The organism is Streptomyces sp. NPDC017056 (assembly GCF_044332485.1).
Taxonomy (GTDB): Bacteria; Actinomycetota; Actinomycetes; order Streptomycetales; family Streptomycetaceae; genus Streptomyces.
The window spans coordinates 101067-119287 of sequence record NZ_JBIRPD010000003.1 but is presented as its reverse complement, the minus strand read 5'-3'; the positions used below and the strand labels follow the sequence as shown (position 1 = coordinate 119287).

Annotated in this window: 15 protein-coding genes; 9 read left to right on the top strand and 6 right to left on the bottom strand. The window is 71.1% G+C overall.

The features are described from left to right. Window positions 1-306 precede the first annotated feature (306 nt). A complete protein-coding gene (locus ACH4OW_RS06210) occupies window positions 307-2574 on the bottom strand; it encodes a (Fe-S)-binding protein (RefSeq protein ID WP_398025367.1) in 2268 nt (755 codons plus the stop codon). 346 nt (window positions 2575-2920) lie between these two features. On the opposite strand from ACH4OW_RS06210, the gene dnaK reads away from it, so the two are divergent. Genes dnaK through ACH4OW_RS06190 form a run of 4 tightly spaced genes read left to right on the top strand, consistent with a single transcriptional unit; the run spans window position 2921 to window position 7127 of the window. After that, window positions 2921-4786, top strand: a complete 1866-nt coding sequence (gene dnaK / locus ACH4OW_RS06205) for a molecular chaperone DnaK (RefSeq protein ID WP_360138553.1) — start codon at window positions 2921-2923, stop codon at window positions 4784-4786. Then, window positions 4783-5445: a nucleotide exchange factor GrpE gene (gene grpE, locus ACH4OW_RS06200; protein WP_360138550.1), complete on the top strand. Its 663-nt coding sequence runs from the start codon at window positions 4783-4785 to the stop codon at window positions 5443-5445. Before dnaK ends, grpE begins: the two co-directional genes overlap by 4 nt. A gap of 42 nt (window positions 5446-5487) precedes the next feature. Further along, on the top strand, window positions 5488-6666 hold the full coding sequence (dnaJ, locus tag ACH4OW_RS06195; RefSeq protein WP_360138547.1) for a molecular chaperone DnaJ: 1179 nt from the start codon (window positions 5488-5490) through the stop codon (window positions 6664-6666). 5 nt (window positions 6667-6671) lie between these two features. After that, a complete protein-coding gene (locus ACH4OW_RS06190; protein ID WP_360138619.1) occupies window positions 6672-7127 on the top strand; it encodes a heat shock protein transcriptional repressor HspR in 456 nt (151 codons plus the stop codon). An 83-nt stretch (window positions 7128-7210) separates the two neighbouring features. Here ACH4OW_RS06190 and ACH4OW_RS06185 read toward each other — a convergent pair whose 3' ends face one another. From ACH4OW_RS06185 to ACH4OW_RS06175, 3 genes are all read right to left on the bottom strand, one after another. Beyond that, the gene (locus tag ACH4OW_RS06185) at window positions 7211-7615 is read right to left on the bottom strand and encodes a hypothetical protein (RefSeq protein WP_360138544.1); all 405 of its coding nucleotides are present in this window, start codon (window positions 7613-7615) and stop codon (window positions 7211-7213) included. Then, window positions 7612-7860: a hypothetical protein gene (locus ACH4OW_RS06180; protein ID WP_360138541.1), complete on the bottom strand. Its 249-nt coding sequence runs from the start codon at window positions 7858-7860 to the stop codon at window positions 7612-7614. Before ACH4OW_RS06180 ends, ACH4OW_RS06185 begins: the two co-directional genes overlap by 4 nt. A 164-nt stretch (window positions 7861-8024) precedes the next feature. Then, on the bottom strand, window positions 8025-8429 hold the full coding sequence (locus ACH4OW_RS06175; protein WP_360138538.1) for a TIGR03618 family F420-dependent PPOX class oxidoreductase: 405 nt from the start codon (window positions 8427-8429) through the stop codon (window positions 8025-8027). Window positions 8430-8845: 416 nt separating this feature from the next. Here ACH4OW_RS06175 and clpB point away from each other — a divergent pair, with 416 nt between their 5' ends. Continuing rightward, complete coding sequence (gene clpB, locus ACH4OW_RS06170; RefSeq protein WP_398025363.1) at window positions 8846-11485, top strand: ATP-dependent chaperone ClpB; 2640 nt, start codon at window positions 8846-8848, stop codon at window positions 11483-11485. A 156-nt stretch (window positions 11486-11641) separates the two neighbouring features. Next, complete coding sequence (locus tag ACH4OW_RS06165; protein ID WP_360138532.1) at window positions 11642-12178, top strand: YbjN domain-containing protein; 537 nt, start codon at window positions 11642-11644, stop codon at window positions 12176-12178. Between the two features lie 75 nt (window positions 12179-12253). On the opposite strand, the gene ACH4OW_RS06160 is transcribed toward ACH4OW_RS06165, so the two are convergent. Further along, window positions 12254-13471, bottom strand: coding sequence for a hypothetical protein (locus ACH4OW_RS06160; RefSeq protein ID WP_398025361.1), 1218 nt, complete (start codon window positions 13469-13471; stop codon window positions 12254-12256). 149 nt (window positions 13472-13620) lie between these two features. Beyond that, window positions 13621-14799, bottom strand: a complete 1179-nt coding sequence (locus ACH4OW_RS06155; protein ID WP_398025359.1) for a pyridoxal phosphate-dependent aminotransferase — start codon at window positions 14797-14799, stop codon at window positions 13621-13623. 250 nt (window positions 14800-15049) lie between these two features. Between ACH4OW_RS06155 and ACH4OW_RS06150 the strand changes: the two genes are divergently transcribed. From ACH4OW_RS06150 to ACH4OW_RS06140, 3 genes are all read left to right on the top strand, one after another. Further along, a complete protein-coding gene (locus tag ACH4OW_RS06150; RefSeq protein WP_360138523.1) occupies window positions 15050-15331 on the top strand; it encodes a hypothetical protein in 282 nt (93 codons plus the stop codon). Window positions 15332-15717: 386 nt separating this feature from the next. Further along, window positions 15718-16236 carry a DUF2617 family protein gene (locus ACH4OW_RS06145; protein WP_360138520.1) on the top strand — a complete coding sequence of 173 codons (519 nt, stop codon included), beginning with the start codon at window positions 15718-15720 and terminating at the stop codon, window positions 16234-16236. A 232-nt stretch (window positions 16237-16468) separates the two neighbouring features. Further along, the gene (locus ACH4OW_RS06140) at window positions 16469-18154 is read left to right on the top strand and encodes a polyamine aminopropyltransferase (protein ID WP_398025356.1); all 1686 of its coding nucleotides are present in this window, start codon (window positions 16469-16471) and stop codon (window positions 18152-18154) included. Window positions 18155-18221: the final 67 nt, after the last annotated feature.

Sequence of the window (18221 nt, the reverse complement as noted above, 5' to 3'; positions counted from 1 at the left end):
GCAGGGGTAGGGCCGGGGCGGCGACGGTTGGGCGCGTCGGGACGGTGCGGGTGCGACGGGACGTAGCGGGTTCGTCGGTACGGTGGCGGGGCGTCGCTACGCTCCCGTCCCGTCGACACGGCGCCGACGCGTCGATCCGCCCCCGTACGTCGATCCGCACCCGTACGTCGCTACGCCTCCGTACGTCGCTACGCCCCCGTACCGGCCAACGCCCGCGTACCGGCCAACGCCCGACGACCGACGGCCGGCCCCGCACGATGCGGGACCGGCCGTCGGCACGGAAGAGAGGGCGGGTCACCTCACGGGTTACTTCACCGGCTCCGGCTCCGGCGCGTCCGTGGCGGCCTCTTCGCCTGCCGGGTCGACCGGGGTCTTGACGGAGTCCAGCAGCAGCTGGGCCACGTCGACGACCTGGATGGACCCCTTCGCCTTGCCGTCGTTCTTCTTGCCGTTGACCGAGTCGGTCAGCATGACGAGGCAGAACGGGCAGGCGGTGGAGACGATGTCCGGGTTCAGGGAGAGGGCCTCGTCGACGCGCTCGTTGTTGATGCGCTTGCCGATCCGCTCCTCCATCCACATACGCGCGCCACCCGCGCCACAGCAGAAGCCGCGCTCCTTGTGGCGGTGCATCTCCTCGTTCCGCAGGCCCGGCACCTTGGCGATGATCTCGCGCGGCGGTGTGTAGACCTTGTTGTGGCGGCCCAGGTAGCAGGGGTCGTGGTACGTGATGAGGCCCTCGACCGGGGTGACGGGGACCAGCTTGCCCTCGTCGATCAGGTGCTGGAGCAGCTGGGTGTGGTGGATGACCTCGAACTCGCCGCCCAGCTGGGGGTACTCGTTCGCGATCGTGTTGAAGCAGTGCGGGCAGGTGGCGACGATCTTCTTCGCGGACTTCGGCTTCTTCGTCGCCGGGTCCTCGTCGTCCTCGCCGAAGGCCGCGTTGAGCGAGGCGACGTTCTCCGCGCCCAGCTGCTGGAACAGGAACTCGTTGCCCAGCCGGCGCGGCGAGTCGCCGGTGCACTTCTCGTCGCCGCCCATGATCGCGAACTTCACGCCCGCGATGTGCAGCAGCTCGGCGAACGCCTTGGTGGTCTTCTTCGCGCGGTCCTCCAGGGCGCCGGCGCAGCCGACCCAGTACAGGTACTCGACCTCGGTGAGGTCCTCGACGTCCTTGCCGACGACCGGGACCTCGAAGTCGACCTCCTTGGTCCACGCCAGGCGCTGCTTCTTGGCCAGGCCCCAGGGGTTGCCCTTCTTCTCCAGGTTCTTGAGCATCGTGCCGGCCTCGCTGGGGAAGCTGGACTCGATCATCACCTGGTAGCGGCGCATGTCGACGATGTGGTCGACGTGCTCGATGTCGACCGGGCACTGCTCGACGCAGGCGCCGCAGGTGGTGCAGGACCACAGGACGTCCGGGTCGATGACGCCGTTCTCCTCCAGGGTGCCGATCAGCGGGCGCTCGGCCTCGGCGAGCGCCGCCGCGGGCACGTCCTTGAGCTGGGCCGCGGTCGCCTTCTCGGTGCCTTCCTCGTCCTTGCCGCCGCCGGCGAGCAGGTACGGGGCCTTGGCGTGCGTGTGGTCGCGCAGCGCCATGATCAGCAGCTTCGGCGACAGCGGCTTGCCGGTGTTCCAGGCGGGGCACTGCGACTGGCAGCGGCCGCACTCGGTGCAGGTGGAGAAGTCGAGCAGGCCCTTCCAGGAGAAGTGCTCGATCTGGGAGACGCCGAACTGGTCGTCCTCGCCCGGGTCCTCGAAGTCGATCGGCTTGCCCGCGCTGGTCATCGGCTGGAGCGCGCCGAGGGCGACGTCGCCGTCGGCCTCGCGCTTGAACCAGATGTTCGGGAAGGCCAGGAAGCGGTGCCAGGCCACGCCCATGTCGGTCTTGAGGGCGACCGTGATCATCCAGATGAAGGAGGTCGCGATCTTCAGGGCGGCGAAGAAGTAGGTGAGGTTCTGGAGCGTCGAGACGTCCAGACTCCCCAGCCACGAGACCACCGGGTACGAGATGAAGAACGACGCCTCGTAGCCGTCCCCGTGGTGCTGGGCGCCCTCCAGGGCGTGCAGCATGAAGATGCAGACGCCGACGATCAGGATGACCGCCTCGACGAAGTACGCCTGGCCGAAGTTGGAACCCGCGAAGCGGGACTTGCGGCCCGGCTTGCCCGGCTTGCTCAGCTGGCGGATGACGATCAGGGCCAGGATGCCGAGCACCGTCATGGTGCCGATGAACTCGACGAAGACGTTGTACGGCGCCCACTCGCCGACGACGGGCAGCAGCCAGTCCGCCTTGAAGAGCTGTCCGATGGCGTTGACGATCGTCAGCAGCAGCGAGAAGAAGCCCACCGCGACGAACCAGTGCGCGACGCCCACGACGCCCCAGCGGTTCATCCGGGTGTGGCCGAGGAACTCCTTGACCACCGTGACCGTGCGTTGCGTGGGGTCGTCGGTCCGGGTGCCGGCGGGTACGGACTGGCCGAGCCGCATCAGGCGGACGATCTGCAGGATGGCACGGCCGAACAGTGCGACGCCGACCGCGATTAGGACCAGCGACACGATGATCGCGGCGAGTTGCATGGGTGGCTCCTCGGGCCTGCGAGTGCGGGGGTTACGGGGAATACTTGAGGGGCTGCGCGTACATACGAGGGGTACGCGTCCGCCGGGACGACAACTAGAGCGATTACTAAGCAGTAACTTTTCGGGTCTGCGCTGAGGTTACCCAGTATCCCGAGCCCCATGAAGCCGCCCGGCCGGTGATCTGTGTCGCGCAGGCAACCCTTCCCGCCCGGCGGTGCGTCCCCCACAGTGGGAGTGACGGTAAGCCCGACATAAAAGTTGAGCGAGGCTGGCTCAGGTCAATTGACAGGTTTGCATCGGTGCTGCACCCTTGAGCCTGTTCCACTCAAGTCATGGAGGAATCGAAATGGCACGTGCGGTCGGCATCGACCTGGGCACGACGAACTCCGTCGTCAGTGTTCTCGAAGGCGGTGAGCCCACCGTCATCACCAACGCCGAGGGCGCCAGGACCACGCCGTCCGTCGTCGCCTTCGCCAAGAACGGCGAGGTGCTGGTCGGCGAGGTGGCCAAGCGCCAGGCGGTCACCAACGTCGACAGGACGATCCGTTCGGTCAAGCGCCACATGGGCACTGACTGGAAGGTCAACCTGGACGGCAAGGACTTCAACCCGCAGCAGATGAGCGCCTTCATCCTGCAGAAGCTGAAGCGCGACGCGGAGTCCTACCTCGGCGAGAAGGTCACGGACGCGGTCATCACCGTTCCGGCCTACTTCAACGACTCCGAGCGCCAGGCCACCAAGGAGGCCGGCGAGATCGCGGGCCTGAACGTCCTGCGCATCGTCAACGAGCCCACCGCCGCGGCCCTGGCCTACGGCCTGGAGAAGGACGACCAGACCATCCTGGTCTTCGACCTCGGTGGCGGTACCTTCGACGTCTCGCTGCTGGAGATCGGCGACGGTGTCGTCGAGGTCAAGGCCACCAACGGTGACAACCACCTCGGTGGTGACGACTGGGACCAGCGCGTTGTCGACTACCTGGTCAAGCAGTTCCAGAACGGCCACGGCGTCGACCTGTCCAAGGACAAGATGGCGCTCCAGCGTCTGCGCGAGGCCGCGGAGAAGGCGAAGATCGAGCTGTCGTCCTCCACCGAGACGACGATCAACCTGCCCTACATCACCGCCTCCGCCGAGGGCCCGCTGCACCTGGACGAGAAGCTCACCCGGGCGCAGTTCCAGCAGCTCACCTCGGACCTCCTGGAGCGCTGCAAGACCCCGTTCCACAACGTCATCAAGGACGCCGGCATCGAGCTGTCCGAGATCGACCACGTGGTCCTGGTCGGCGGCTCGACCCGTATGCCGGCCGTCGCCGAGCTCGTCAAGGAGCTGACGGGCGGCAAGGACGCCAACAAGGGCGTCAACCCGGACGAGGTCGTCGCCATCGGCGCGTCGCTGCAGGCCGGTGTCCTCAAGGGTGAGGTCAAGGACGTCCTCCTGCTGGACGTCACCCCGCTGTCCCTCGGTATCGAGACCAAGGGCGGCATCATGACCAAGCTCATCGAGCGGAACACGACGATCCCGACCAAGCGCTCGGAGATCTTCACCACCGCCGAGGACAACCAGCCCTCCGTGCAGATTCAGGTCTACCAGGGCGAGCGCGAGATCGCGGCGTACAACAAGAAGCTCGGCATGTTCGAGCTGACCGGTCTGCCCCCGGCCCCGCGCGGCGTGCCGCAGATCGAGGTCACCTTCGACATCGACGCGAACGGCATCATGCACGTCGCGGCGAAGGACCTTGGCACCGGCAAGGAGCAGAAGATGACCGTCACCGGCGGCTCCTCGCTGCCGAAGGACGAGGTCGACCGGATGCGCCAGGAGGCCGAGCAGTACGCGGACGAGGACCACCGCCGCCGCGAGGCCGCCGAGACCCGCAACCAGGGCGAGCAGCTCGTCTACCAGACGGAGAAGTTCCTCAAGGACAACGAGGAGAAGGTCCCCGCCGAGGTGAAGACCGAGGTCGAGACCGCCGTCACCGAGTTGAAGGAAAAGCTCAAGGGCGAGGACACGGCCGAGATCCGCACCGCGACCGAGAAGGTCGCCGCGGTCAGCCAGAAGCTGGGCCAGGCCATGTACGCCGACGCGCAGGCCGCGGGTGGTGCCGAGGGCGCCGCCGGTGCCGCGGGTGCCGCGGGCGGCCAGCAGGCCAAGGCCGAGGACGATGTCGTCGACGCCGAGATCGTGGACGACGAGAAGCCGAAGAAGGACGGTGCCGCGTGACGGAGGAGACTCCGGGCTTCGACGACAAGAAGCCCGACGTCCCCGCCGATGCCGCACAGACCCCTGATGACGCGGCGCAGGCCGAGTCCGCCGACACGGCGGGCTCGGCCCCGGCCGGGGATGCGAACCAGGACGTAGCCGTCACGGCGCAGCTGGACCAGGTGCGCACCGCGCTCAACGAGCGCACCGCGGACCTCCAGCGGCTCCAGGCGGAATACCAGAACTACCGCCGCCGGGTGGAGCGGGACCGGGTGTCGGTGAAGGAGATCGCCGCGGCGAACCTCCTCACCGAGCTGCTGCCCGTCCTCGACGACATCGGGCGGGCCCGGGAGCACGGCGAACTGGTCGGCGGCTTCAAGTCGGTGGCCGAGTCGCTGGAGACGGTGGCCGCGAAGCTGGGCCTCCAGCAGTTCGGCAAGGAGGGCGAGCCCTTCGACCCGACGATCCACGAGGCGCTGATGCACTCCTACGCTCCGGATGTCACGGAGACCACGTGCGTCGCCATCCTCCAGCCCGGGTATCGCATCGGTGAGCGAACGATCCGCCCCGCGCGGGTCGCGGTCGCCGAGCCGCAGCCGGGCGCGCAGCCCGGCAAGGCCGCCTCGGAGGACGATGCCAAGGCTTCGGACGAGGAGAGCGGTGGCCCGGAAGAGGGCTGACGCGGCGGCGGAAGAAGCAGTACGGGAGGAGGGACGTCGGGGATGAACACCAAGGACTTCGTGGAGAAGGACTATTACAAGGTCCTCGGCGTCCCGAAGGACGCCACCGAGGCGGAGATCAAGAAGGCGTACCGCAAGCTGGCCCGGGAGTTCCACCCGGACGCCAACAAGGGGGACGCCAAGGCCGAGGAGCGCTTCAAGGAGATCTCCGAGGCCAACGACATCCTCGGTGACCCCAAGCGCCGCAAGGAGTACGACGAGGCGCGGGCGCTGTTCGGCAACGGCGGCTTCCGCGCGGGCCCCGGCGGCGCCGGTGGCGGATCGTTCAACTTCGACCTGGGCGACCTCTTCGGAGGCGGCGCCCAGGGCGGCACGGCGGGCGGCGGCTTCGGCGGCGGGCTCGGCGACGTCTTCGGCGGTCTGTTCAACCGCGGTGGTGGCGGCACGCGTACGCAGCCGCGCCGCGGCCAGGACGTCGAGTCCGAGGTGACGCTCAGCTTCTCCGAGGCGGTGGACGGGGCCACGGTCCCGCTGCGGATGTCCAGCCAGGCGCCCTGCAAGGCGTGTTCGGGCACCGGCGACAAGAACGGCACGCCGCGGGTGTGCCCGACCTGCGTCGGCACCGGGCAGGTCAGCCGGGGTGGCGGTGGCGGATTCTCGCTCACCGACCCGTGTGTGGACTGCAAGGGCCGCGGCCTGATCGCGGAGACCCCGTGCGACGTCTGCAAGGGCAGCGGCCGGGCGACCAGCGCGCGCACGATGCAGGTGCGCATCCCGGCGGGCGTCTCCGACGGGCAGCGCATCCGGCTGCGCGGCAAGGGCGCTCCGGGCGAGCGCGGCGGCCCGAACGGCGACTTGTACGTCGTCGTGCACGTCGACGCGCACCCGGTGTTCGGCCGCAAGGGCGACAACCTGACGGTCACCGTGCCGGTCACCTTCCCGGAGGCGGCGCTGGGCGGCGAGGTGCGGGTGCCGACGCTCGGCGGCCCGCCGGTGACGCTCAAACTGCCGGCCGGGACGCCCAACGGACGTACGATGCGCGTGCGCGGCAAGGGCGCGTCGCGCAAGGACGGCACCCGCGGCGACCTGTTGGTCACCGTTGAGGTGAGTGTCCCCAAGGACCTCGGCGACACCGCACGCGAGTCGTTGGAGTCCTATCGCGAGGCGACCGCGGGTGAGGACCCGCGGGCGGAGCTGTTCCAGGCCGCGAAGGGAGCATGAGTCGGATGGATGGCCGGGGCGGGCGTCGGAACCCGTATCAACTGACCGAAGAGTCGCCGGTGTACGTCATTTCCGTCGCGGCTCAGCTGTCCGGTCTGCATCCGCAGACCCTGCGCCAGTACGACCGCCTGGGGCTGGTCTCGCCCGACCGTACGGCCGGGCGCGGCCGCCGCTATTCGGCCCGGGACATCGAACTGCTCAGGGAAGTCCAGCGGTTGTCGCAGGACGAGGGCATCAACCTGGCCGGCATCAAGCGCATCATCGAGCTGGAGAACCAGGTCGCGGCCCTGCGTCAGCGGGTCGCCGAGCTCCAGCACGCGGTCGAGGGCGCGGCTGCCACCATCCAGCAGCGGGAGGCGGCCGTGCACGCCTCGTACCGGCGCGACCTGGTGCCTTATCAGGACGTGCAGCAGACCAGTGCGCTGGTCGTGTGGCGGCCGGGGAAGAAACGGTCCGACTAGCGGATCGTCGTGAGTTGCAGGCCGTGGGGCCGGGGCAGTACGTACCCCGGCCCCACGGCCTTTCGTGTTGGACGACGGCCGTTTCAGCAGCCGTTGTAGCCGGCCGTCGGCATGGACAGGCGGCGGTGCACATGGGACTTCATCGCGCTGGTGTACACCGGCTCTTCGTAGCCGGCGATCTCCAGCCGGACGCCGGCGGCGAGGCAGCGGTCGGTGAACTCGTCGGCCGACGCGATGGCGTTCTCCAGGGCGCGGCGGTTGGCGGCGACGAACACGTCGACCAGGCCCGCTTCCACGTCCTGCCAGAGCGCGGCGTGGCCGGCGGGCAGCTGGTGCAGGCTGAGGCGGCAGGTCAGGTCGTAGTCGCGGGCCTGCGCCCACTGGGTGCACATGGCGTGCTGGCGGCGGTCGTCCACCAGGAACGGGTCGTCGTCGAGCCCCGACAGCGGCATGAGGCAGGCGATCGCCGTCACTCGGACCGAGTTCATCGTGCCCCCCGGGGCGTGGCGAGTGTGGGGGTGACGATACCGCCGCGCGCGTACCGGGGTGGAGGGGCGGCGCCGGGCGGTGAGGCGTAGCCGCAGGCGTGACAGATGGCCCAGCCGTCCTGGTTGACGGCGAGCTGGCCGCCGCAGCGGGGGCACAGCTCGGCGCGCGGGGGCTGCCGGAGGGTGGCGGTCGGGCGGGCACCGGTTCGGGAGTCGACCGGTTCGGTGCGCGATGAGTACGCCATGCGGTCTCCAGCAGCCGTTTTTGCTCTGTGAAGTTCTGTGAGGCTTCGCTTGTGAGCAGTTTTCTCCGCACTCTGGATAGCAGGGCCAAGCCGAGGGGCGGAATCGTGCCGTCCGAATCCGGCCAGGTACGGACCTGCCGCGGCGTGCGCCGCCGGGGCGGGGGTTACGCGCGGCCCAGCGCCCGGGTGACGGTGATCTCCACCATGACCCGGTCCGGGTTGGGCGACGGGACGCGGCCGTACCGCTCGGCGTAGCGCCGTACCGCGTCCGCCACCACGTCGGTGTCCGTACGGATCCGGGCGACGCCCTCCAGGGTGGCCCACCTGCGGCGGGCCACCTGGCACACCGCGACGCGCGCGCCGTCCGCCCCACCGGCCAGGATGTTGGCGACCTTGGTGCTGTCCTTGCGGGTGATGACGCGCGCGATGCGCTGGTTCGCGTCGAAGGTGACACCGACCGGGACGACGTGGGGCGTGCCGTCCGGGCGCAGCGTGGTCAGCGTGCACATCAGGTGCTCGCTCCAGAAGGCGAGGTACTCGGGGGCGAGGTCGTCCAGGTCGTGGGCCATGACCGGAAGAGTAATTGGGGAAACTGTGGGGGCTCGTGCGGAGGGGCTGCAAAGGGACGAAGTAGGCGACGTGAAGAAGGCGTGGAGGCGCGGTGAGAACTGCGGTGCCCTGGGGCTGCGGTGGGCCGGCCGTTCCGGCGCCGCGGCGCCGGTGGCCCGCCGAAACCGGGGCGACGGAGGCAGGTCGGCGCCGGTGACCGGGCCGCGACGGCCTGTCGCGCGGGACTGGGCGGGCCCCGGTGGCATGGTCCGGGGCGCGGGGGTTCACTCGCAGAAAGGGCCGGAAGGCGTCCGTACCGGCCCCGGAATCACCTTGAGTGGAATAGACTCAACTTATCGGACGTTGAGCTGAGCAGGTTCACCCGAACGGACCGGCGGTGCCGGTCACGCACACGAGCACAAGGAGGAGCGCGCGAGTGGACGCCGAGCTGACCAACAAGAGCCGGGAGGCGCTGAGCGCCGCCAACGAGCGGGCGGTGACGGCGGGGCACGCGGACATGACGCCCGCGCATCTGCTGCTCGCGCTGCTCACCGGCACGGACAACGAGAACGTCATGGACCTGCTGGCGGCCGTCGAGGCGGACGCCGCCGCGCTGCGCTCGGGCGCCGAACGCCAGCTGGCCGGGCAGCCCAGCGTGCAGGGCTCCACCGTCGCCCCGCCGCAGCCCGACCGCGACACGCTGGCCGTCATCGCGGACGCCGCGCAGCGCGCGAAGGAGCTGGGCGACGACTTCATCTCCACCGAGCACCTCCTCATCGGCATCGCCGCCAAGGGCGGCCGCACCGGCGAGCTGCTGGCTCAGCAGGGCGCCACGGCCAAGAAGCTGCTGAGCGCCTTCGAGGACAGCCGGGGCGGCCGGCGGGTGACCAACCCGGACCCGGAGGGCACCTACAAGGCGCTGGAGAAGTTCGGTACGGACTTCACGGCCGCCGCGCGCGACGGCAAGCTGGACCCGGTCATCGGCCGCGACCAGGAGATCCGCCGCGTGGTGCAGGTGCTGTCGCGGCGCACGAAGAACAACCCGGTGCTCATCGGCGAGCCCGGCGTCGGCAAGACGGCCGTCGTCGAGGGCCTGGCGCAGCGGATAGTGAAGGGCGACGTCCCCGAGTCGCTGCGCGACAAGCGGCTGGTGGCCCTGGACCTGGGCGCGATGGTCGCGGGCGCCAAGTACCGCGGCGAGTTCGAGGAGCGGCTCAAGACCGTACTGGCGGAGATCAAGTCCAGCGACGGCCAGATCATCACGTTCATCGACGAGCTGCACACGGTCGTCGGCACCGGCGCCGGCGGCGACTCCGCCATGGACGCGGGCAACATGCTCAAGCCCATGCTGGCCCGCGGCGAGCTGCGGATGGTCGGCGCGACGACCCTGGACGAGTACCGCGAGCGCATCGAGAAGGACCCGGCGCTGGAGCGGCGCTTCCAGCAGGTGCTGGTCGCCGAGCCGACCGTGGAGGACACGGTCGCGATCCTGCGCGGTCTCAAGGGCCGTTACGAGGCGCACCACAAGGTGCAGATCGCGGACTCCGCGCTGGTCGCCGCCGCCACCCTCTCCGACCGCTACATCACCTCCCGCTTCCTGCCCGACAAGGCCATCGACCTCGTCGACGAGGCGGCCTCCCGCCTCCGTATGGAGATCGACTCCTCGCCCGTGGAGATCGACGAGCTCCAGCGCTCCGTCGACCGGCTGCGCATGGAGGAGCTGGCGCTCAAGAACGAGACCGACGCCGGCTCCGTCCAGCGCCTGGAGAAGCTGCGCAAGGACCTCGCCGACAAGGAGGAGGAGCTGCGTGGCCTGACCGCCCGCTGGGAGAAGGAGAAGCAGGGCCTCAACCGCCTCGGCGAGCTGAAGGAGAAGCTCGACGAGCTGCGCGGCCAGGCCGAGCGCGCCCAGCGCGACGGTGACTTCGACACCGCTTCCAAGCTGCTGTACGGGGAGATCCCGGGCCTGGAACGGGAGCTGGAGGAGGCCGCGGCGGCCGAGGCCGAGCAGGAGGCGTCCGCCGACGGCAAGTCCTCCATGGTCAAGGAGGAGGTCGGCCCGGACGACATCGCGGACGTGGTCGGCTCCTGGACCGGCATCCCGGCCGGGCGCCTGCTGGAGGGCGAGACGCAGAAGCTGCTGCGCATGGAGGACGAGCTGGGCAAGCGGCTGGTCGGCCAGACCGAGGCCGTCCGCGCGGTGTCCGACGCGGTGCGCCGCACCCGCGCCGGCATCGCCGACCCGGACCGCCCCACCGGCTCCTTCCTCTTCCTCGGCCCGACCGGCGTCGGCAAGACCGAGCTGGCCAAGGCGCTCGCCGACTTCCTCTTCGACGACGAGCGGGCGATGGTCCGCATCGACATGAGCGAGTACGGCGAGAAGCACAGCGTGGCCCGCCTGGTCGGCGCCCCGCCCGGCTACGTCGGCTACGAGGAGGGCGGCCAGCTCACCGAGTCGGTCCGCCGCCGCCCGTACTCGGTCGTCCTCCTGGACGAGGTGGAGAAGGCGCACCACGAGGTCTTCGACGTGTTGCTCCAGGTGCTCGATGACGGCCGGCTGACCGACGGCCAGGGCCGTACGGTCGACTTCCGCAACACGATCCTGATCCTGACCTCCAACCTGGGCTCGAACTTCCTGATGGACCCGCTCCTGAAGGAGGACCAGAAGAAGGAGAAGGTCCTGGAGACGGTGCGGTCGTCGTTCCGGCCCGAGTTCCTCAACCGGCTGGACGACCTGGTGGTCTTCCACCCGCTCGGCACCGACCAGCTCCAGCGCATCGCGCGGATCCAGCTCGACCACCTCCAGCGCCGGCTCGCCGACCGGCGGCTGACGCTGGACGTCACGGACCGCGCCCTGACCTGGCTGGCCTGGCTCGGCCAGGAACCGGCCCTGGACCGGCCGCAGGACGCCCCCGACCTCTCGTACGGCGCCCGCCCGCTGCGCCGCCTGGTGCAGACGGCCATCGGCGACCAGCTCGCGAAGGCGATCCTGGCGGGTGACGTGGTGGACGGCGACACCGTACGGGTGGACGTCGCGGAGGACGGTCAGTCGCTGGTGGTCGGCCCCGTACGGTGAGCGGCGCGGCCCGCGGCGGCGGGCCGCCGTCCGCCGTTCCGCCGTCCGTCGGCCCCGGCCGGTTTTTTAGCCCGCAGCGGAGAGACGGTGCCGGGCTTGCCAGGACGGGGCCAGGATGGTGAAGGATGGCCAGGACCATACGAAGGGAATTCCACGGTGAGCATCGACCCGTCCTCGATCCCGAATTTCGGGGGCCAGCCCGAACCGCAGCCGGCGGGGCCTGATGGTCCCGTCCTGCCCGACCAGGACCTGGTCAAGCAGCTCCTCGACCAGATGGAGCTGAAGTACGTAGTCGACGACGAGGGTGACCTCGCCGCCCCGTGGGAGCAGTTCCGCACGTACTTCATGTTCCGCGGCGAGGAAGAGCAGCAGATCTTCTCCGTCCGTACGTTCTACGACCGCCCGCACGGCATCGACGACAAGCCGAAGCTGCTGGAGGCGCTCGACGACTGGAACCGCCGGACCCTGTGGCCCAAGGCCTACACCCACACCCACGACGACGGCACGGTCCGTCTGATCGGTGAGGCGTCGATGCTGATCGGCACCGGCGTCGCCCTGGAGCACTTCGTCTCCAGCACGGTCAGCTGGGTCCGCGCGTCGATCGAGTTCGACAAGTGGATCGTCGAGCAGCTCGGCCTGGAGGCCGAGATCGACGGTGACGCGGACGAGAAGCCGGGCGACGAGGAGGCGTAAGCCCCTCACCGCCGTCGGCGTAGCGGGCCCCGGAGCACCACGCTCCGGGGCCCGTCGCCGTGCCGCCCCCGCGGTTCACAGCGGGAGGGGCGCCATGGCCAGCAGGTATACGCCGTACCCGAGGGAGAGCACGGCCAGGGAGCCCGCCGTCAGGACGACGGTGCGCGGCCGGGCGCGGGCCAGTACGACCGCCGCCGGGACGAGCAGCGGGAAGGCCGGCAGCAGGAACCGCGGCTTGGAGGGGAAGTAGCCGGTGCCGCCGAGCGCCAGCACCACCAGCACCACGGTGTAGGCGAGCAGCGGCAGGGGCGGCCGGTCCAGCATCAGCAGGGCGAGGAGCAGGATCGATACGGCGACGACCGCGGCGGCCATGGGGTGCACCAGCGGCCCGTCGTGCAGGAACAGCCGCCGCACGGACCGCAGCGTGTCCCGGCCGAAGTCGAAACGGGAGCCCCAGACCTCCTGCACCCGGAAGTAGCCGCGCGGCCCGGCACCGGTGCGGGCCCCCACCCACAGGACGTACCCGAGCCAGCCGGCGGGGGCGATCACGGCCGCGGCCCAGTAGAACCAGAGGGGGCGGTCCCGCCGAGGTACGGGGACGCTCTGCCGGCGCCTGCGTACCCAGGTCCGCGCCGCTGCCGCGGCCATGACGGCGGCGGCGACCGCGAGGCCGTTCGGCCGGGCCAGGCCGGCCGCCAGCGCCAGCGCGCCGGCCCACAGCGGGCGGTCCGTGAGCAGGGCGTACAGCGCCCACGCGGCCAGCGCGGTGAGCAGCGGTTCCGTATAGCTCAGCGACTGGATGACGGCGTGCGGCAGCAGGGCCCACAGCACCACCAGGAACGTCCCGGCGCGCCGCCCGTACAGATGCGCGCCGACCGCGAAGATCCCCCACGCGGCCACGGCGGCGGCCGTCCACGCGAGCAGCAGCCCGGCGTTGAGCGCGCCGATCGGCACGACGGCGGACAGACCGCGGATCAGCCCCGGGTACAGGGGGAAGAAGGCCAGGTCGGCGAGGGCGTCCGGCGGCCACATGTGGCGGGGGGCCGGGGAGCCGTAGCCGTACCGGGCCACGCCCAGGTACCAGTTGGAGTCCCAGGTGGCGCCGAGCAGGCTGCGCGGGTGGCGGCCGGTGTGCCACGCCCAGAGCGCCGTGCACACGACACCGGCGAAGCGGATGGCCGCGAACAGCGCGAGGGCGGGGGCCGCACGGCGCAGGGCAGCCCGGACGTGGACGCGTACGGAACCGGGCCGTACGTCAGCGGCGGTTGCGGTGTCGACGGTCTCGGCGGTCACGGAACACCTCCGGTACGCGCGGCGGTCACCCACCGGGCCTCCGCGCGCCCCGCGCATCCCGGCACCACGACTCTCGGCGCGGCCCGCCCGTCACGCGACCCCGGTAGGCCGACCGGGTGGCCTACGGGGGCGCGCGACGGGGCGTGTGGTCAGAGGCCGCGGAGCCGCTCGACCGCCTCCTGGAGGACCTTCTCCTGCTTGCAGAAGGCGAAGCGTACGTAGGGGGCGCCCTGGTCCTGGTGGTCGTAGAAGACGGCGTTGGGGATCGCCACGACGCCGACGCGTTCCGGGAGGGCGCGGCAGAAGGCGAAGCCGTCCTGCTCGCCCAGGGGCCGGATGTCGGTGGTGACGAAGTAGGTGCCGGACGGGCGGAAGACGCGGAAACCGGCGGCGGCGAGGCCGTCGGACAGCAGGTCGCGCTTGGCCCGCAGGTCGTCGCGCAGGCCGGTGTAGTAGCTGTCGGGCAGGGCGAGGGCCTCTGCGACCGCGTACTGGAAGGGGCCGGCGGAGACGAAGGTGAGGAACTGCTTGGCGGAGCGGACGGCTGCGACCAGTTCGGGGGAGGCGGTGACCCAGCCGACCTTCCAGCCGGTGAAGGAGAAGGTCTTGCCGGCCGAGCCGATGGTGACGGTGCGCTCGCGCATGCCGGGGAAGGACGCCAGCGGGAGGTGCTCGCCTTCGAAGACGAGGTGTTCGTACACCTCGTCGGTGATCACGAGGAGGTCGCGCTCGCAGGCGAGGCGGGCGATCTCGGCCAGCTCGGCGCGGTCGAGGACGGTACCGGTGGGGTTGTGAGGGGTGTTGAGGAGGATGAGGCGGGTGCGGTCGGTGATGGCGTCGCGGAGTTCGTCGAGGTCCAGCGCGTACGTGCCGTCCTCGGCGGACGGCCGCAGCGTCACCGGGACGCGGGTGCCGCCCGCCATCGCGATGCACGCGGCGTAGGAGTCGTAGTACGGCTCCAGCGCGACGACCTCGTCGCCGGGCTCCAGGAGGGCGAGCAGCGAGGCGGCGATGGCCTCGGTGGCGCCCGCGGTGACCAGGACCTCGGTGTCCGGGTCGTACGCGATGCCGAGGTGGCCGTAGAAGCGGCTCTGGTGCTCGGCGACGGCGGCGCGCAGTTCGGGGACGCCGGGGCCCGGCGGGTACTGGTTGCCGCGGCCGTCGCGCAGTGCGCGGACCGCCGCCTCCCTGACCTCCGGTGGCCCGTCGGTGTCGGGGAAGCCCTGTCCCAGGTTGATCGATCCGGTGCGGACGGCGAGCGCGGACATCTCGGCGAAGATCGTCGTACCGAACTCCGCGAGGCGGCGGTTGAGCAACGGTCGTGACATGTCCGCCATCCTCCGCCGAACCTCTGGACTTGCTCAACTGTGCTTTGGGGGCGGCGGGGTCCGGGCATGAGCCCCGCACCCGGTCACGGCACGGGGCCGGGTGATCCGGGCGTCCGGGAAATCCGGAGTGGATCAGCGCGGATCGGAGAGGGATCAAGGACACGGAACAACGGATTCCGCGCCGCACCGGGGGTCACGGTGCAGGCCGGAGCAGGTGCCTCGCTTCGGGGGACGAAAGGAGAGTGGGGCGATGATGGGGTTTGTGGTCTTCTTCGTGATCTGCGTGGCGGTCGCCGCCCTGGTGGCCAAGGCGGCGCAGGGCCGGGACGGCGGTGGCCGCGGCAGTCTCGGCAAGAGCTCGCGGCACGGCGCCGGCTGGTGGGTGGCCGGCGACCCGGGCCCGGGCGGACATCACCACGGCGGTCACCACGGCCATTCCTGCGGCGGTCTCTCCTCGTGCGGTGGTGGCGGGCACTCCTCCTCGTCGTCCTGCGGCGGCGGTGGTGGCTGTGGTGGCGGAGGCGGCTCCTGAGACGGCCTCCGGCAGAGGTACCGGGGCGGCGTCCGGCGCAGCCCCGGAAAGGGTGTTTGGCAGCGTCCGGGGAGCGGTGCGCGGCCCGTTGCTGCCCCGTACACATGCATACGGCCCATGCAGCTCCGCATATGCGCCGTGCAGGTCCAACACCCGCTGGCCAGTGGGCTGTTGAACAACTGAACTGAGTGGCCCTCTGAGGGATGGAAACCCGGCGAAGATGGGTAAAAACGCTGTGGGCCCCGCTCGTTTCATGATTCCCTCTCCCTAGAGAATCCCAGTTCTCGGACCCCACGTGGGCACGAGCCGGCAGACAGTCGTACACCCTGATCCCGTCTCCGGGGCAGGCCGGCCCACCATCCACTGCGTGCTTGCGGAGCCGACCCATGCTCACGATCCTGAAAACTGCCTACACCGATACCCGCGCATCCGACCTGGCCTGGGCGCTGGGCAGGGAGCCACTACCGGCCCTTGCCGTGCTCGACCTCCAACTGGCCGACGTACGCGTCCAGTTGAGACTGCTCGGCGCCTCCCACCAAGTACTCCTGGAGGAAGAGCACGGCACTTGCTCCGAGACGGTCGCCTGCATACCCGGCAGCAGTACCCCGCTCCCGCTGGGAGTGGCGAAACGGATCGGCGACTGGGAGTACGAGTTCGCCGCCCACGTGGAGACGCTCTCCCACGGCTCGTTCGCCGGCCGCGCGCAGGAGCTGCTCGCGCTGGTCTCCGAACACCCCCACGGCCTTGCCGGAACGTTCCCTGGCTCGCCGCACGCGTTCACCGCCATGCTGGCGCAGCGCGAGCACGGCCAGGTGCGCTGGCGCACCTGGCACGCCTACCCGCAGGAAGGGCGCCTGGTCGCGACGCGTACACGGGTGGGGGTCCGGGTCGCGGCGGCGCTGTAGCCGGGCCCTTCGCGCAGCCCGAACGGCCGGGGTTCCGCGGTGGCGGGCGCCCCGGCGGCCGCGCCGGCGAACGGGCTGCGGGCCCTTTCGCGACGGCCCGCACCGCCTGGCGCTTTTACTGGCTCGCGGGACCGGACGCGTGCCCGTAGTGCTCCAAGTCGCCCGTGTGGGAAGCCCACTACGCCCGTGTGGGTGACATAGGGCGATCCGGGTGTCACGTAGCGTTCACGGCATGATCGACCCGCCTGATCTAGTCCGCCGCGGTTCCCAGGGCCCGCCGGAGACCAGAAGTCCGGCGCGACTGCCCGTACCCGCCGGGACCGGCCGGCTGCTCGTCCTGGCCACGGTCTTCGTCTGCGCCGCCTGCGGCCTCGTCTACGAACTCGAACTGGTCGCCCTCTCCTCCTACCTGAGCGGCGACTCGGTCACCCAGGCCTCCGTCGTACTGTCCGTCATGGTCTTCGCGATGGGCGTCGGTTCGCTGCTCGCCAAGCGGCTGCGCTGCCGGGCGGCGGTCGGTTTCGGAGCACTGGAGGCGGTCCTCGCGCTCGTCGGCGGCTTCTCCGCCATGGCCCTGTACGCCTGCTTCGCCTGGTTCGGCCAGTCCCGCCCCGTGCTGGTCGCCTTCTCCCTGGCCATCGGCGTGCTCATCGGCGCCGAGGTGCCGCTGCTGATGACGCTCATCCAGCGGGTGCGCCGCCAGGACCCCGGCGGCGCGGTGGCGGACCTGTTCGCGGCGGACTACGTAGGCGCCCTGGTCGGCGGCCTGGCCTTCCCCTTCCTGCTGCTGCCGACCCTGGGCCAGGTCTCCGGCGCGCTGCTCACCGGCTCGGTCAACGCGGTGGCCGGCGGCGGGCTGGTGCTGTGGCTGTTCCGCCGCGACCTGTCCGTACGGACCCGCTGGACGCTCATCGCCGCCAACGCGGTGGTGCTGGCCCTGCTCGCCGCCGGGACGGTGCTGGTGTCCCCGTTCGAGCGGGCCGCCCGCGACGCGGTGTACGGGACGGCGGCGCGGGTCGCGGTCCGTACCGGCGTCCAGGAAGTGGTGATCACGGGCGGTACGGGACCGGCGGCCGCGGACGGCAAGGCCGGCGGGCCGCTCGGGCTCTACCTGGACGGCCGGCTGCGGGCCAGCGCCGAGGACGAGTCCCCGTACCACGAAGGGCTGGTCCACCCGGCCATGGCCGGCGGCCCGCACCACCGGGTGCTGGTGCTGGGGGGCGGCGACGGCCTCGCCGCGCGCGAGGTGCTGCGCTACCCCGGCGTGGACTCCGTGACGGTCGTCGACCTCGACGCCGGCGTGGTGCGCCTGGCCCGTACCGACCCGGGCCTGTCCGCCCTCAACCGGCACGCGCTGGACGACCCGCGGGTACGGGTGGTCACGGGAGACCTGTTCGACTGGCTCCGGCGGTACGGGGCGCACGCCCGCGACGGCGGCCCCTACGACGTCGTCGTCGCCGACCTCCCAGGGCCCGGCGGCACCGCCGGCGCCAAGCTCTACTCCCAGGAGTTCTACGGCCTCGCCACCCGCACGCTCGCCGAAGGGGGACGGCTGGCGGTGCACGCGGGAACGCCCGCGGTCCGGCCCCGCTCGTACTGGACCGTGGACGCCACCGTACGGGCCGCCGGGCTGGCGACCGTCCCGTACCGCGTCCCGGGCCGGCGCACGGGCCTGACCAGCGCGGCGGAACGCTCCTGCGCCCCGGCCGCCGACCGCGCGAACCGCCGGGGCGCCGCCTGCTGCTGGGGCTTCGTCCTGGCCGCCCGCCGTACGCCGTACCTGGGCCTGGCGCCCGACGCCCCCGCGCTGCGCTCCCTGACCCGTGGCGGACTGCGGGCCGCCGCCCGCGCGACCGCCCGCGACCGCGTCACCGGCCTGCCGCCCTCGACCCTGATGCACCCACGCCACCTGGACTGACCCCGTCAGGACCGGCACGCGCCGCCCGCCCACCCGCCCCACGGGAGAAAAATGGTGCCGCACCAGG